The organism is Methylocystis sp. WRRC1, assembly GCF_020733155.1.
In the GTDB taxonomy this organism is placed as follows: Bacteria; Pseudomonadota; Alphaproteobacteria; order Rhizobiales; family Beijerinckiaceae; genus Methylocystis.
The window spans coordinates 783495-797553 of the sequence record NZ_JAJFZJ010000001.1 but is presented as its reverse complement, the minus strand read 5'-3'; the positions used below and the strand labels follow the sequence as shown (position 1 = coordinate 797553).

Annotated in this window: 14 protein-coding genes; 11 read left to right on the top strand and 3 right to left on the bottom strand. The window is 62.8% G+C overall.

Features of this window, described 5'->3' with window-relative positions:
* Entirely contained in the window at window positions 1-765 is a 765-nt protein-coding gene (locus LG047_RS03980) for a GGDEF domain-containing protein (protein ID WP_227965581.1), read from the bottom strand.
* 134 nt (window positions 766-899) lie between these two features.
* Here LG047_RS03980 and LG047_RS03975 point away from each other — a divergent pair, with 134 nt between their 5' ends.
* Complete coding sequence (locus LG047_RS03975; RefSeq protein ID WP_036282450.1) at window positions 900-1319, top strand: metallopeptidase family protein; 420 nt, start codon at window positions 900-902, stop codon at window positions 1317-1319.
* Between the two features lie 115 nt (window positions 1320-1434).
* Window positions 1435-2376: a GDP-L-fucose synthase gene (locus LG047_RS03970; RefSeq protein WP_036287474.1), complete on the top strand. Its 942-nt coding sequence runs from the start codon at window positions 1435-1437 to the stop codon at window positions 2374-2376.
* On the opposite strand, the gene LG047_RS03965 is transcribed toward LG047_RS03970, so the two are convergent.
* Together LG047_RS03965 and LG047_RS03960 are read right to left on the bottom strand one after the other, a co-directional pair.
* A complete protein-coding gene (locus LG047_RS03965) occupies window positions 2373-2711 on the bottom strand; it encodes a hypothetical protein (protein WP_227965579.1) in 339 nt (112 codons plus the stop codon). The genes LG047_RS03970 and LG047_RS03965 overlap by 4 nt on opposite strands.
* A 493-nt stretch (window positions 2712-3204) precedes the next feature.
* A complete protein-coding gene (locus tag LG047_RS03960) occupies window positions 3205-3801 on the bottom strand; it encodes a DUF1190 domain-containing protein (protein ID WP_227965576.1) in 597 nt (198 codons plus the stop codon).
* 229 nt (window positions 3802-4030) lie between these two features.
* On the opposite strand from LG047_RS03960, the gene LG047_RS03955 reads away from it, so the two are divergent.
* The 9 genes from LG047_RS03955 (at window position 4031) to LG047_RS03915 (ending at window position 14005) form a co-directional block, all read left to right on the top strand.
* Complete coding sequence (locus tag LG047_RS03955; RefSeq protein ID WP_036282448.1) at window positions 4031-4633, top strand: polysaccharide biosynthesis/export family protein; 603 nt, start codon at window positions 4031-4033, stop codon at window positions 4631-4633.
* Between the two features lie 155 nt (window positions 4634-4788).
* Entirely contained in the window at window positions 4789-6288 is a 1500-nt protein-coding gene (locus LG047_RS03950) for an outer membrane beta-barrel protein (RefSeq protein WP_227965575.1), read from the top strand.
* A 17-nt stretch (window positions 6289-6305) separates the two neighbouring features.
* Entirely contained in the window at window positions 6306-6818 is a 513-nt protein-coding gene (locus LG047_RS03945; protein WP_227965574.1) for a hypothetical protein, read from the top strand.
* A gap of 960 nt (window positions 6819-7778) precedes the next feature.
* On the top strand, window positions 7779-8339 hold the full coding sequence (locus LG047_RS03940; RefSeq protein WP_227965573.1) for a transcription termination/antitermination protein NusG: 561 nt from the start codon (window positions 7779-7781) through the stop codon (window positions 8337-8339).
* Window positions 8340-8413: 74 nt separating this feature from the next.
* Window positions 8414-9919, top strand: a complete 1506-nt coding sequence (locus LG047_RS19700) for an O-antigen ligase family protein (protein WP_227965572.1) — start codon at window positions 8414-8416, stop codon at window positions 9917-9919.
* 46 nt (window positions 9920-9965) lie between these two features.
* Window positions 9966-12239 carry a polysaccharide biosynthesis tyrosine autokinase gene (locus LG047_RS03930; protein WP_227965570.1) on the top strand — a complete coding sequence of 758 codons (2274 nt, stop codon included), beginning with the start codon at window positions 9966-9968 and terminating at the stop codon, window positions 12237-12239.
* Window positions 12236-12877: a hypothetical protein gene (locus tag LG047_RS03925; RefSeq protein WP_227965568.1), complete on the top strand. Its 642-nt coding sequence runs from the start codon at window positions 12236-12238 to the stop codon at window positions 12875-12877. Before LG047_RS03930 ends, LG047_RS03925 begins: the two co-directional genes overlap by 4 nt.
* Window positions 12878-12893: 16 nt before the next feature.
* Window positions 12894-13763, top strand: a complete 870-nt coding sequence (locus tag LG047_RS03920) for an acyltransferase (RefSeq protein ID WP_227965567.1) — start codon at window positions 12894-12896, stop codon at window positions 13761-13763.
* Window positions 13757-14005, top strand: a complete 249-nt coding sequence (locus tag LG047_RS03915) for a hypothetical protein (protein WP_227965565.1) — start codon at window positions 13757-13759, stop codon at window positions 14003-14005. Before LG047_RS03920 ends, LG047_RS03915 begins: the two co-directional genes overlap by 7 nt.
* Window positions 14006-14059 lie beyond the last annotated feature (54 nt).

The window sequence follows — 14059 nt, the reverse complement described above, 5'->3', positions numbered from 1 at the left end:
TCAGGCGGCCCTGCGAGACAGGCTGGCGCGCACGCGATTGCGGCCAGCCTCCTTTGCTGCGTAGAGCGACTGGTCGGCCCGGTTGAGCATCGCCTCCGGGGTCGCGTCGTCGACGTCGACAGCGGCGACGCCGATGCTCGTCGTGACCGGAATGCGGCGGTCGCCATGCAGAAAAATCGTCTGCTCGATCGCCGCGCGGAGATTTTCGGCGACGATCATCGTCTCTTCGAGCGACAGGCCGACGATCAGGGCGCCGAGTTCGTCGCCGCCGAACCTGCCGACGGCGCAATCCCTCGTTCCCACAATCAGGCGCATGATGTCCGTCACCCGCGCGATGACCGCATCGCCGGCCGCGTGCCCGAAGGCGTCATTGATCGACTTGAAGCGGTCGACGTCGGCCACGATCGCGCAGAATTTTCCGCTCTCGCGCCGCTCCGCAAAGTCGTGCGCGGCGAATTCGGCCAAGCCGCGCCGGTTCAGCGCCCCGCTCAGAGGATCGATGCGGGCGAGCCGCTCCAGCTCTTGCCGCATCTCATGCAGTCGCAAGGCGGCGCTCGCGACGGTCCAGGTCATCCAGGGCGCGACCAGCAACGGTATCCCGATGGCGGGGATCAGCGCCGGCCCCAAAGGCCAGCCGTTCATCCTGGCGAAGGCGGCCGTGACCAGCGCCGAGACGGAGACCGAGATCGCGGCGTAAAGAAGGACGAGCCGCAGCGCGTCGCGCCGCGTTCGCGGCTCCTTTACTCGCCAGATTGACGCAAACATGCCGAACTCCCGCCGGGAACGGCGACAGTGTCTCATAGCAAAGGCTTGGCTGAATGAAGATCAGGCGATTGTGCTTACCCGATTACTACCAGGCCGCGGTTTCGCGCGCCTGAACGCCGTGACATAGTCCTTAGATGTCGAAGACTCCCCCGGAATGGAAAGATCTTTCCGCCCCCTCGCTCGCCGACATGGAGGCGCTGGCGGACGCCGCCTTTGCGGCGCTGCCCAGCCGGTTCACCCGTCTTTGCGAGGGCCTCGTCATCCGGGTCGAGGATTTCCCGGACGACGAGACGCTCGACGACATGGATTGCGAGACGGAGTTCGACCTGCTCGGCCTGTTTCGCGGGCGCGGCCTCGCCCAGGGCGAGCATCTCTCCCAGACCGGCGACGAGCCCAACATGATCTGGCTCTATCGTCGGCCGATTCTGGATTACTGGGCCGGCAGCGAGAACACGCTCGCCGAGATCGTCACCCATGTCCTCGTCCATGAGATCGGCCATCATTTCGGCCTGTCGGACGAGGACATGGAGGAGATCGAGCGGCGGCCGGAGTAGGCAGCGCCCCCCGCTGAAGAGCTTGTCGACAATTGGCGTCAGGGTCTGGCGCAATAGTCAAGCTGAAGGTATACATTCGTTCCTGAGCGGATTGCTTGGCTCTCAGGAACTTTTCATGAGCAACAGACGCATTTGGGTTGCGGGACATACGGGCATGGTTGGCTCGGCCGTTACGCGATATTTGCGCGCCCGCGGCGACGAGGTCATCACGGCCGGCCGCTCGGTCGTGGATCTGCGCAACCAGATCGGCGTCGAGGTCTGGCTGAAACAGAACCGGCCGGACGCCATCATCTTCGCCGCGGCAAAGGTCGGCGGAATCTACGCCAATGACGCTTTCCCCGCCGAATTCATTTATGACAATCTGGCGATTGCGACCAATGTCATCCATTCCGCCCATGCCGCGGACGTCGATCGCCTGGTGTTTCTCGGCTCATCCTGCATCTATCCGAAATTCGCGCCGCAGCCGATCCGGGAAGACTCGCTGCTGACCTCGCCGCTCGAACCGACGAATGAATGGTACGCGATCGCCAAGATCGCCGGTCTGAAACTCTGCCAGGCCTACCGCAAACAATACGGCCGCCGGTACATATCGGTCATGCCCTGCAACCTTTATGGCCCGAACGACAATTTCGACCTGACCACGAGCCATGTGCTGCCCGCGCTGCTCCGCAAGTTCCACGAGGCGAAGGTCCAGGGCCGTCGCGAGGCGGTCGTGTGGGGGTCGGGCGCGCCACTGCGCGAATTCCTCCACGTCGACGATCTCGCGCGCGGCGTGGTCTTTTGCCTCGATTCTTACGACGACTATGAGCACATCAATTGCGGCGCCGGATCCGATATTTCGATCGGCGATCTCGCCGGCGCCGTCGCGCGCGCGGTGGGATTTTCGGGCGACATCGTCTTCGATCGCACGAAGCCGGACGGCACGCCCAGAAAGCTGATGGATTCGAGCCGCATCCGGGCGCTGGGCTGGCGACCGGAAATATCGCTCGATGACGGGCTTGCCTCCACCTATCAGTGGTTTCTGGAGCACCGCGCGAGTAGCGCCGTCGCCGCCTAATCCGCCCGCGCGGTGGCGCGGCACAGGGGAACGCCGAGCGCCGCGAGCTGCGTGCCCGTCAGCGTATGGAAGTCCGGCGACGCCAGCCATGGCCTTACGACCGCGCGCACGCGGGGCGGATACATGGAAAGCAGCGTGGCGTTGCCCGTGGCGCTGATGGCTCGCCATGGATTTCCGTCCGCCAGTTCCGCCGACCGATCTGACGCGCCATGGAACCACAGCACCGCATCCGGCATGACGCAAGTTCCCCTGTGCCCCAGCCACATGGTGCAGGCGGACATGCAGTCGCCCGCGATGGCGTAAGGCTGGCCCGCCTGTGCCACGATGCGCTCCATGTAGTCGCCAATGCGACCGCCGCGATCCATCGGCCGGAAGAAATCGAAAGCCTGCGCCGGAATGGAAGCGACCAGCGCTGCTACGGCAGCCGCACCGACCAACGCCCGCAGAACCAGGGGGCGCGCCGACGGTCTATCTTTTCTTGGCCTTGCAGCAAGTATCCGGCCTGTTTCTGAAGTAATCGAGCACATAACTCCACTCCGAGAACGCACGTTGACAAAAAACGTCAACATTTATCCCGGCGACGCTAGAACTCGTTCGCTTATTTATCGTTACTGACGCCGCAGCGCGCCAATGTATTGTATGTATACGAAGGCGCGAAGCTGGAGTGTAGCTTGCGGAGCTGTCGGATTAGCTCATGAGTAGGTCGGTTTTAACCGGCCGCTCTCGAGTAATGTTGCCAATCAACTTTGGCGGCGGGCGCAGCCGATCAAAATCCGGCTGCGGCTGCCGCTGCGGAGCGCGACTAGCCTGTGGATGCGGAGAAGGAGGTCAGCGCCTGTTGGGGGGAGCGAGAACGCAGCCCGTGCTGGGATCCCCCTTGTCCGTGGGCTCGAGCACCGCGGCGCAATCGAAATTCGGGTCGACCGGCGGGCGGGGCGGTAACGGGCCCCGTATGCCTTCGGCTGTCGGAACGCCGAAGGCGCCCGATTGTCCGCCCGCCGGCGCGACGGGGCCGGTTTGTTCTCGCGCTGAGCGGGGCTTGATCGACGCGTCTCGGCGCAGGGCGCTGCGCGGCGAGAAGTTCATGCCGGCGTTGGTGGGAACCACGGTCACGTCATGTTCCGACTTGACCGTGATCCGGAATCCCTGGCGGCGCGGCGAGAAGAAGATCGCATTTTTGCGCCCCGCCCATCCGTCGGCGCCCCGAAAGCCGAGAGAGCAGGAGCCGTAACTCCTCTCGCAAATGTCGCGCGAGGCAAAGCGAGGCGCCTTTTCATCGAATTCGGCCGCCGAATTCATGTCGGCGAAATTGCAGACCTCGGCGGGAAGTTTTCCGGCCGACACGCAGTTCTGCGCGGAAAAATAACTCGTTGCGCCGCGCGTCATGTCTGCATCCACCGGGAACGCGCCCAGGGTAGCCGCCATGGCGATCGCCATTCGCCAAAAGCCGGCGCTCCCGCCGATGGAGACAACCGGGCGAGGCCGCCGGGCGGCGATATGGAAAACAAAGGTGTTCCGGCGGTTCATACCTTGTTCAGAGCTTTAGCTTATCTGTTCGCGGCGCGTTAATGTTGACGTTCACCGATGGGTCTTATATCCCAACGGTAGCCTAAAGCTATACAGTTCTCGGCCGACGCGCACCAAGGTGCATTCCATGCTGTTGACCAGAAATTCACTCACGCCGCTCCGCGCTCTTTTCATTTTCCTGTTGCTGCTTTCGTCGGCCGGCTGCGACAGCGGCGCGTCGCTCGGGCCCGTGTCGCTGGAGGACCGGGAGGCGCTGATCAAGTCTTCCGCATCCTCGCCGGTCCTTCAGCCGGGCGAAAAGATCAAGGTCACCGTCTTCGGTGAGGACCGTCTTTCAGGCGAATATGAAATCGACCCGGCGGGCATGGTTTCCCTGCCTCTCGCCGGCACGGTCAAGGCGGCCGGCCTGACCAAGCCGGATCTCGAAAGGGAGCTCGCCAAGAAGTTTCGCGGCGAATATTTGCGCAATCCGAAAGTGACTGTCGACGTCGCAAGCTTCCGTCCCTTCTATATTCTCGGGGAGGTCGGGAAGCCGGGCGAGTATCCTTACAAGAGCGGGCTGAATGTGATGAGCGCCATCGCGCTCGCCGGCGGCTCGACCTATCGCGCCAGCCGCTCGAATGTTCTCATCCAGCACATCGGCGACAACGGCTTTCGGGAATATCCGCTCTCGCCGACGATTCCGGTCCTTCCCGGCGATCTCATCCGGCTCCCGGAACGCTATTTCTGACGGCGCGCCTAACTGTGGCGCTAGCGCCACACCCTTAAATGTTTATTGACCGCGTTCCTTGACTCGGAAAGGTTGTCCTTGCATTGAATTGTCAAGCTTTAGTATGAATTGATTGTATACACTGCTTTTTCAGATATGCGTGTGTTGGGGGCGTGATGAAGCTTTCGCAGCTAAATATTTGCACGGGCGCCCTTTTTTCCACTGTCGGCGTCCTTCTCGTCATGCCCACCGTCGCCGCCGAGGACGCGGCTGCGCCTGCCGCGACCTTTGGCGCGCCCTCGGCGGCCACGCAGGCGGCGCTGGGCGTCTCGGCCGGCCCCAGCCCCGCCCAGGGCGTCGCGATGGCCGGCTGGATGTTCTACCCGTCGTTCATGGCTGGCGCGGTGTTCAACGATAATATCTATCAGCGGCCGTTCGATCGCGTCGCGGGCGTTGGCGTTCGGCTGCGCCCCGCGCTGGATGCGCGGCTCGACAACGGCATACACAAGACCAACGCCTATCTGATGGCCGACGTCCAGATCTATCCGGGCCTGGGAGAATCATACCGCTTCCTGCCGCGCCCGCTCGTCGACGCGCGGCCGACCAACGTCACCGGCCGCGCCGGCTTTGCCCACAATTGGGAGCCGATGGCGGATTTGTCGTTCCAAGTCATGGCGGATTACACGCGCCAGAACGGCGTCTTCGGCTCCAACTTCGGCGTCGGCTCGGGCGGCGCCAATCTCCTCAGCGCCAATACGATTTCGGCCGCCCAGCAGTATACGAACCAGTATTCGGCCTATGTCTCGGTGGAAAAGAAGTTCGCCGGCCGCTGGTTCCTGCGCGGGACAACCGGCGCGCAATATATCACCTACGACAGTCGTCCGAGTGATCCCTGGTGGTATGCGCCCTTCGGCGGCGCCAATTTCGCCAATCGGTCGCTGAATGGCCTCAATTACACAGGTTCGATTCGCGGCGGCATGTGGGTCACGCCGCAGCTTTACGCCTTCGTCGAACCCGGCGCCGATCTGCGCTTCTACCAGAACTACTGGGCGGACACGAATGGTTACCGCGTCGTCGGCGGCCTCGGTTCCGACATGATCAGCCTGTTCCGCGGCGAGATCTACGGCGGCTATCAGAGCCAGACCAGTGCGCGCGGCTATTTTGGAACGACGTCGCGGCCGGCGTTTGGCGCCCGCATCTTCTATTATCCGACGCCCTACATCACCCTGACCGCGAGCGTCGATCAGACGCTGTCGTCCGCGGCCCAGCAGCCGACCGCGACGGGGTTTGGCGTTCCCTTGTCGACGGCTGCGCTGCCCTGGACCTCGGCCGCGGCCAGCAAGACCCTGCAGGCGCGCGTGCAAGGCGATTACGCGCTGTCGCAATATTGGTCGGCCTATGTGCGCGGCGGCTATGGCGAGACGCAGTTTTCAAATCCCTGGAACAAGCAAAATGCTTGGACAACGGGGGTCGGTCTGAACTATAATTTCTGGCGAAATATTTCTGCAACGATCGAATACCAGTTTTCGCGCACCTTCTCCACGAATCCATGGGGCTTCTTTGGCTGGAATACGCCAATATTTGCGTATAGTTGGCCCGCCGCCATGCTTCTGGCCGGCAAGCCGTCCGGGTTCGCCCAGAATATCGTGTCGGCCGGCCTGACCTATCGTTATTGACCAATCGGGGTGAGATGATGAGCAGAGCAGCAGTTCCCTTCCTCCTCGCGGCGCTCATGCTCCCGGGCGCGACCGCCGTCGACGCAAAGCCCGCGCCCCGGCAGCAACAGGCGACGAATTCCTGCGACGCAGCGCCGCCGGCGAGCCTCAAGGACCTGCTCCGCGCCAATCCCAATGGCGGCGACGCGCTCTCAGCGGCGATCGTCGACGCCGTAAGGGGCGACGCCTCCGCGGCCGCGGCCGTCATCGCCCTGGCGAAAATGGCGAACCCTGAACAGAAGGCGGCCATAGCCATCGGCCTCGTTCGCGCGTTGCAAGGCGCCGATCCCGACAAGGCGCGGGTGATCAAGGCCGCGCTGGGATGTTCGGACCCTGTGACCGGCGCGATGGTGGCGTCTCTGCAAAACCAGAACTACGCCGAAGCCGGCGGGTCGAATGGCGGCTCGACATTCTTCTCCCCCGGCGGCGGGGGCTTTGGCCCGGGCGGCGCCTTGGGCGGCGGCGGCGGAATTTTCGTCAGTCCGAATTGAGCGCCGTCTTAACCCCTGTCGGGTCGATCTTGAATGTTTGACGCCCGTCGCAGACGCTGCGCCATCTCTTTTGCAGGGCGGGATCGCGCGCGACGACTTCCACTTTGCGCTGCAGACGATGAGCGCTGAGTCGCGTGTCGCGGCGCGCGTGCTGAGGTGACGCCCTGCGCCGCTTCCGCAAGTGCGGGGCAGGGGGCGCTTTGATTCCTGCCCGCCGTTACCGAACAATCGCATGATGCTCGCCATACACACTGCGAGCGGGGAGAATGCCGAAGGGTCGTCGTGCGGTGGAGAATGAACCGGCTATTTGTCCTTCGCCCGTCACGGTCAACGATGTCGTCTCCGAACGACTTCCATTGATTTTGTGCTTGCCTGATTGGTTTCGCTCGCACGTCAACGACGCTGGATGCAGACATTTCGACCAATCTGCTCGCCGAGACGACGCAGGGGACGGTCATCAGCGACGCAATCGCCAATTACACTAAAGCGCGTTCAGGAAAAGTGTAGGCGGTTTTCCGTCCGAACGCGCGACAAGACATGAAGGGAGACCAAATTAGGCGCATCCGAATTCGCCAAAATTGCGCTAGCCAGTCAACTAACCTCCGGCGCCGGACATTGGCGGCAAACGCCACGATCCACGCAAACTCGATTCATGTGCAACATGTCGCGCGACCCCAATTGCGCCGAAATCGCAAGACCGGAGTCGGAGAGCGGCGGCGCGAAATCAATTCAACCGCGCCAACTGTTCCAACCCGAGGCAAAAAACATTCCCGGTCAATGACGTAATGAAGGCGGACGCGTCCAGCGGAGCGACCGCCGGAAGAATTTTTGTGCATGTCCTATCTAAAGCGTTGCGGTTGTATACAAATGGCTTTACCAATGCGGGAAAGGCGTCTGAAGAGGCGCCGGCATACAGCTTTGCGGTTGTGTAACGAGAGTGGCCGGAGCGCGACGTAGAACATGGTTTTATCGTCCGGAAGCGCATTTGGCGTAACTGGCGCGCGCAGCAGTTTCGAGCTCGCGCCGGGTGAACGCTGGTATGTGGCGCAGACGATTGCAAGGCGCGAGGCGGGCGCCGGCGCGCAACTCGTGGCGCAGGGTTTCGCCGTCTTCACGCCGCAGGTGATCAAGACCGTCCGCCATGCGCGCAAGCTGCGCACAGTGCGTGCGCCGGCCTTTCCCGGTTATCTCTTCGTGATCCTCGATCTGAATCGTGATCGATGGCGCTCCGTCAATGGCACGTTCGGCGTCGCACGCATGATCATGGGAGAAGACGTTCCGATGCCGGTCCCTGCCGGCGTCGTCGAGACGTTGCTCGGTTACGTCGATGAAGCCGGCGTCTGCCGTTTCGACCGCGATCTGGTCGAGGGCCAAGCGGTTCGCGTGACCGTCGGTCCATTCGCGCAGGCGATTGGGGAGCTCGTGCGCCTCGACGCCAATGGTCGAGTGCGCGTGCTGCTCGAAATCATGGGCGGCAAGATCCCCGCGACGTTGGAGCGTTCGAGCCTCGTCGCCGCGTAAATTCGTTCGCCTTGGGCGGACGACTATTGTTATGCCGCGGGCGAAACGATCGGTTTCACCCGAACTGCGGTAGCGTGGCGACATTCCATGCGCCGTTTGAAAGAATTATCCGCCTGTCCATTTCCGAACCAATTTTTGACTCCGCGGAGCCGAGCGCGCCTGCGCGCCGTCCCGGGCCGCTTTCGCAACTTTGGCGTGAAAGCAAAGTCGAGGCCCTGATCTTTTTCGGCCTTCTCCTCGGTCTCGCCTGGGCGCCGTTCTGGCTCGGCGGCAATCGCATCACGGCTTGGGGAATAAATGGCGTCTATTTCCCTACGCTGACATTGCTTTACGAGTGTTATCTGCTGACGACCGGTCAACCGCATCCGATCGGACTCAGGCGCCTGGGCGCGCCGGCGACGCTGTTCGGCCTCGTGTTGTTGTGGATCGGCCTGCAACTTGCGCCGACGCCGCCCATGCTCGCGCATCCGATCTGGGGCATGGCCGCCGATGCGCTCGGTCAGCCGATCGACGGCGCCATTTCCGTCAACCGTGGCGAGACCCTGGTGTCGCTCATTCGCCTGTTGACGGCGGCGAGTCTCTTCTGGCTTGCCGTGCAATTGTGCCGCAATTCCCTGCGCGCGCACGCGCTCCTGCGCGCAGTCAGTCTCATCGCCGCCGCTTATTCCGCCTATGCGATCATCCTCGCCGCTTTTTTCGCGGGACAGATTCCGCCCTTCGACGCGCCGGCGAGCGGCGGCTTCCTGCGCGCGACCTTCGTCAATCGCAACAGTTTCGCCACCTATGCCGGTCTCGGTCTCGTCGTCACCGTGGCGTTGACGCTGCGCCTGTTCCGGCATGAAGTCCCTGCGTCGGCGGGGTTGATGCGCTATCGTCTGACCAAATTCATCGAAGCGACCGGGCGGCGGGGCTGGTCGTTGCTCGGAGCGGGTTTCGTCACCGTCGTCGCTTTGCTCGGGACGGTGTCGCGTGGCGGCATATTGGCGACGGCGCTCGGCGTGTTCGCCTTGCTCGCAATGTCATTCTCCCGACAGCAGCGTCGCGGCGGCGACCGCGTCGAAGCCGTCGTCTTCATCGCCGTCGCGCTTGTCGCCAGCTTCATGTTTTTCGGAGACCTGATCGTCGGGCGCATGGCGACCTCCGGCCTCGAGGACACGAGCCGCATTTCCGTCTACGTCGTCGTCATGCGCTCGATCTTGGACACGCCGCTGCTGGGCTTCGGTTACGGAACGTTCGCTGACGTCTTCCCGATGTATCGCGACCAGTCGATCCCTGTCTCCGGCGTCTGGGACAAGGCGCATGACAGCTACCTCGAAATCTGGCAGGGCCTCGGATTGCTGTTCGGCTCAGCGCTGATCCTGTCGGTTTGCTGGATCGCGGCGCGATGTTTCCGCGGCGCGCTGACACGACGGCGAGACGCCACGCCCGCCCTGGCTGCGACGGCGGCTTCGATCCTCGTCGGCGCGCACGCGCTTGTCGATTTCAGTCTCCAGATGGAGGGCGTGGCGCTGACTTTTCTGGCGATCCTCGGCGCCGGCGCGGCGCAGGCCGAAAGTTCGCTCGCCGTAACGTCCGACTAGCCTGATCGATGTCCATCCCCCCAGAACAAAGTCGAAAGCTCCGCATTTGAACCGCTTCGAGCCCGTGCAGGATTTCACCGTCCCGGTTGAGACCGGCGGCGGTTTCGATATCCGCGAGGCGATCAATTTCGTCTGGCGCCAGTGGAAGCTGATCGCCGGCGTTACCGCGTTGGCGCTGCTGTTCGGCGCTGTGTATATCGTCCGGCAGACGCCGCTCTACACCGCGACCGCCCAGTTGCTGCTCGATCCGCGCAAGGAAAAGGCGGCCGGACAAGACGTCATCATGGATGACGAATATCGCGATCTCTCGATGATCGAAAACCAGATCGCGATCATCAAGTCGAGCGATTTGTTGCGGCGCGTCGTGAAGAAGGAGCGCCTCGTCAGCGATCCGGAGTTCGGCGCGGCGCCGTCGGTCGAAAGCGGAGGCGGGCTGTTCTCGACAATCAGCGGGTTGTTTTCGCGTTCCGGCGAGCGTGACAGAAAAGCAGGCGAAAAGGGCGGCGACGCCAATCCGTCGCGTTCCCCGGGGGCGTCGGACACGGCTGCGCCCGAGACCATCGCCACCATCGAGAATCTCAAGAGCGCGCTCACCGTCACGCGCGCCGGTCAGGCGTCGGTGATAGCCATTTCGGTCACCTCCGCGGATCCCGTAAAGGCTGCGCGCCTCGCCAACGCCGTCGCTGACGCCTATGTCGTCGACAAGCTCGACGCGCGGTTCGAGGCGGCCAAGCGCGCCTCGACCTGGCTTTCCGACCGCCTCGTCGAATTGCGCCAGCAGTTGCGGCAGTCGGAGGAGGCGGTCGCCCGCTTCCGCGCCGAGAACAATCTTGGCGGCTCTTCGCCGGGCGCGACTCTAAATCAGGAGCAACTTGGCCAATTGAACGGCCGGCTGGTTCAGGCGCGCGCCGAGGCCGCAGATAAGAAGGCCCGGCTCGACATCTTGCAGAAGATCGAAGCGCGCGGCGGCAATATCACTGCTCTCCCGGATATCATGAATTCCGGCCCCATCGCAGAGTTGCGCAAGCAGGCTCAGGACCTCTCCCGACAGGAGGCGGATCTGCTCGCCCGATATAGCGGCAACCATCCCGCCGTCGTCAATCTGCGCGCGCAACTGGCCGACGCGCACCGCGCCATCAACGCCGAAGTGCAGCGCCTGGCGGCCAATGTCCGTAATGAATATGAACTCGCCAAGGCGCGGCAGGAAGCGGTCGAAAAGACCTTGCGCGAGGTCACCGGCGCCAGCGATCTCGACAATACAAAGGCGATCACGCTGCGCGAACTCGAGCGCACCGCCGCTGTCAACAAGAGCCTGTTCGAGGATTTCCTGCAGCGCGCCAAGGTCACTCAGGAGCAGTCGACCTTCGAGGTGCGCGAGGCCCGCATCATCACCCCGGCCTTGCCGCCGGGCTTCGCCTCGTCGCCCAAGAAAATGCAAATCATGCTGGTCTCGCTCGTCCTTGGGCTGATGGCCGGCGCCGGCGGCGCCTATACGCTCGAATTGCTCAATGCCGGCTTCACCACGCCGCGCCAGATCGAGGAAATGCTGGCGCTGCCGTTGCTCGCCTCGATTTCCCGGATCGAGGCGCGCGATCTCACCGTCAATGGCTCCGCCTTCACCATTCCGGAATATCCCCAGGTCAAGCCGCTGTCGCGAATGAGCGAAGCCTTTCGTTCGCTGCGTAGCGCCATTCAGATGAGCGACGTCGACCATCCGCCGAAGGTGCTGCAATTCACCTCGACGGTTCCCGGCGAAGGCAAGTCCACGCTGGCGCTCGCCCTGGCCAGCTCCGCGGCGCAGTCGGGGTTGAAGGTTCTCGTCGTCGACGGCGATCTGCGTCATCCGACCACATCGCGCTACGTCAAGGCCGACAAGAAAATCGGCGTCGTCGACTATCTCGTTGGCGACGCGGACCTCGCCTCGGTGATGCATTACAGCGAAAAGCTTAAGGTCTGGGTATTGCCGGGCGGCGGCAAGACGCAGAATCCGCCGGATCTCCTCGCCTCAGAGCGCATGAAGGCGCTCGTCGCCGCGCTGCGCGTGGAATTCGACCTGGTGATCATCGATACGCCGCCGATGGGTCCGGTCATTGACCCGCTCATCGTCTCCCATCTCGTCGACAAGGTGATCTTCGTCGTGCGCTGGGCGTCGACGGCGCGCGAGATGGTCACTCATTCGATAGAGCGTCTGTCGGGTCACAAGAAAGTCGCCGGCGTGGTTTTCAACCGCGTGATCGACGCTCAGGCGCAGAAATACGGCAAATACGCCCACTCGTATTATTTTGGCGGCCGCTACTACAAGAAATACTACACGGAATGAGCGTCGCGCCCGGCTGGAGAACAGGCGCCGCGCTGCTTGTCATCGGGCTCTGCTCCTTCACGATTTGGCGTGCGACGACGCTGCTGCGTTATGGTCTCGCTGAACTGCGCGCCGACGCCGCTTCCGCGCCCGAGGCGCTTCGACCATTCCTCGGCGACATCACTGTCGGCGCGCGCGCGCGCACACGTTTGCTGGCGCTCTCCGGAAGGGAGGACTCGTCGCAGCGGCTCGTGGAGCTGCAAGATCTCCTGGTCTTGACGCCGCTCGCCAGCGGCGCGTGGCTCGATCTGGCGCGAGCGCGCTTTTCCACCCGTGAACCCGCCGAAAGGATCAGTGGCGCATTGCTGATGTCTCAACTGACCGGCCGCAACGAGGGCCGGCTGATGGCGGGCAGGGCAGTGTTCGCGCTGCCGCTATGGCCGATGCTGCCGGGCGGAGTCCGCAAGGGCGTGATCAGCGATCTCGTCGGCGGCTGGGGCGAGATCGCCGACCCGCAGCGCATAGCGCTGCGCACCGCGCTATCGGTTGCCCGCGACGAGACGCGAGAAAGCGTCCGCGCCGGCCTGCTGGCTGCGGGACGCCCGGGCGGGCCGGCGCGGCAGGGGCTGCGCGTCCAATCAGGCGCGTCGCAGCCATGAGCGCAGTGCGCGAGAAATGAAGGTTATCGCGCTGGCGACGCCTCGAAATTCCATTTTAGCGCTCGATCTCGTTCGCGGCTTGGCGGCGATCGAGGTGATGCTCACCCATTTGCGCGGCGGCAACTGGGTCGAGTTCGGCGCGCTGCCGACCAGTCAGCGCACGTCGGTGGTCGAACTTTTCTTTCTAAGCACGAGACTCGGCCATGAAGCGGTCCTGATCTTCTTCGTTCTGAGCGGCTTTCTTGTCGGCGGCAACCTCATTTCGCGGCTTCGAGCAGGGCGCTTTTCGATTGCTGATTACGCAATCGATCGCGGCACGCGTATTCTCATCCCGCTCGTCCCCGCCTGCGTTCTGACCGTTTCCATCAATCTCGGCATCTTCAGTGACGCGGTTGGGGCGCTACAGGCCGTAGGCAATGTGTTCGGATTGAACGGTGTCCTTGTAGATACGCTTCCCCGAAATGCGCCGCTGTGGTCCCTCGCCTATGAAATCTGGTTCTATGTTCTGGCTGGCGCCGTTGCCGCCATATTCACGGGAAAGACGGGTCCCCTCGCCCTCATGGCGATCTTGTTCGCAGCTCTCGTTTTCGCAAAGCTCGGTGCGCTTTATGTGCTGTTCTGGAGTTTCGGCGCCCTGACGGCGCAGATGAGATGCCATTCGACGCTGGCGCGGCGGCAGTTCCTTGTCGGATTGGCGATGGTTGCGCTCGGCCTCATCGCATATCAACTCGGCGCAACCAGCAAGTCGTTTTCGAATATAGTGCTCCTATCACCCGCGCATGCCGAGACTTTCATTTGTCTCGGTTTCTGCGCTAGCATTCCCACCCTTGACGGAAATTGGATCAATCACGCGCTCGCTCCTGCGGGAAATGTGATACGATGTTAAGCCAAATTTCGTTCAGCCTCTATCTGATCCATGATCCTATCAATGCGTGGTTATGCGTCCTTCTCCCCAAGAGCAATAAAATCGATCCTGTGTCGATCGGGGCGTTCTTCGTGAAGATGGCGGCTTGCCTGCTGGCGGCTTACGTGTTCTGGCTCCTCTTCGAAAGGACAAGTTTTGCAGTCCGGCGAGCCATCAAGGCGAGTTTGCGGGTAGGTCACGCGGAGGAGATTGGAGCCGTATGAGTTGTCGTCGCCGCGTGCTGACGGGCACGAAATGCGCCGTGTCGCCGCACCACA

Bases quoted from the DNA above. Each gene is read 5' to 3' on its own strand.
- LG047_RS03950 (WP_227965575.1), top strand. From the start codon at position 4,789: ATGAAGCTTTCGCAGCTAAATATTTGCACGGGCGCCCTTTTTTCCACT.
- LG047_RS03945 (WP_227965574.1), top strand. From the start codon at position 6,306: ATGAGCAGAGCAGCAGTTCCCTTCCTCCTCGCGGCGCTCATGCTCCCG.
- LG047_RS03940 (WP_227965573.1), top strand. From the start codon at position 7,779: ATGGTTTTATCGTCCGGAAGCGCATTTGGCGTAACTGGCGCGCGCAGC.
- LG047_RS03980 (WP_227965581.1), bottom strand. From the start codon at position 765: ATGTTTGCGTCAATCTGGCGAGTAAAGGAGCCGCGAACGCGGCGCGAC.
- LG047_RS03965 (WP_227965579.1), bottom strand. From the start codon at position 2,711: ATGGAGCGCATCGTGGCACAGGCGGGCCAGCCTTACGCCATCGCGGGC.
- LG047_RS03915 (WP_227965565.1), top strand. From the start codon at position 13,757: ATGTTAAGCCAAATTTCGTTCAGCCTCTATCTGATCCATGATCCTATC.
- LG047_RS03955 (WP_036282448.1), top strand. From the start codon at position 4,031: ATGCTGTTGACCAGAAATTCACTCACGCCGCTCCGCGCTCTTTTCATT.
- LG047_RS03975 (WP_036282450.1), top strand. From the start codon at position 900: ATGTCGAAGACTCCCCCGGAATGGAAAGATCTTTCCGCCCCCTCGCTC.
- LG047_RS03920 (WP_227965567.1), top strand. From the start codon at position 12,894: ATGAAGGTTATCGCGCTGGCGACGCCTCGAAATTCCATTTTAGCGCTC.
- LG047_RS03960 (WP_227965576.1), bottom strand. From the start codon at position 3,801: ATGGCGGCTACCCTGGGCGCGTTCCCGGTGGATGCAGACATGACGCGC.
- LG047_RS03970 (WP_036287474.1), top strand. From the start codon at position 1,435: ATGAGCAACAGACGCATTTGGGTTGCGGGACATACGGGCATGGTTGGC.
- LG047_RS03925 (WP_227965568.1), top strand. From the start codon at position 12,236: ATGAGCGTCGCGCCCGGCTGGAGAACAGGCGCCGCGCTGCTTGTCATC.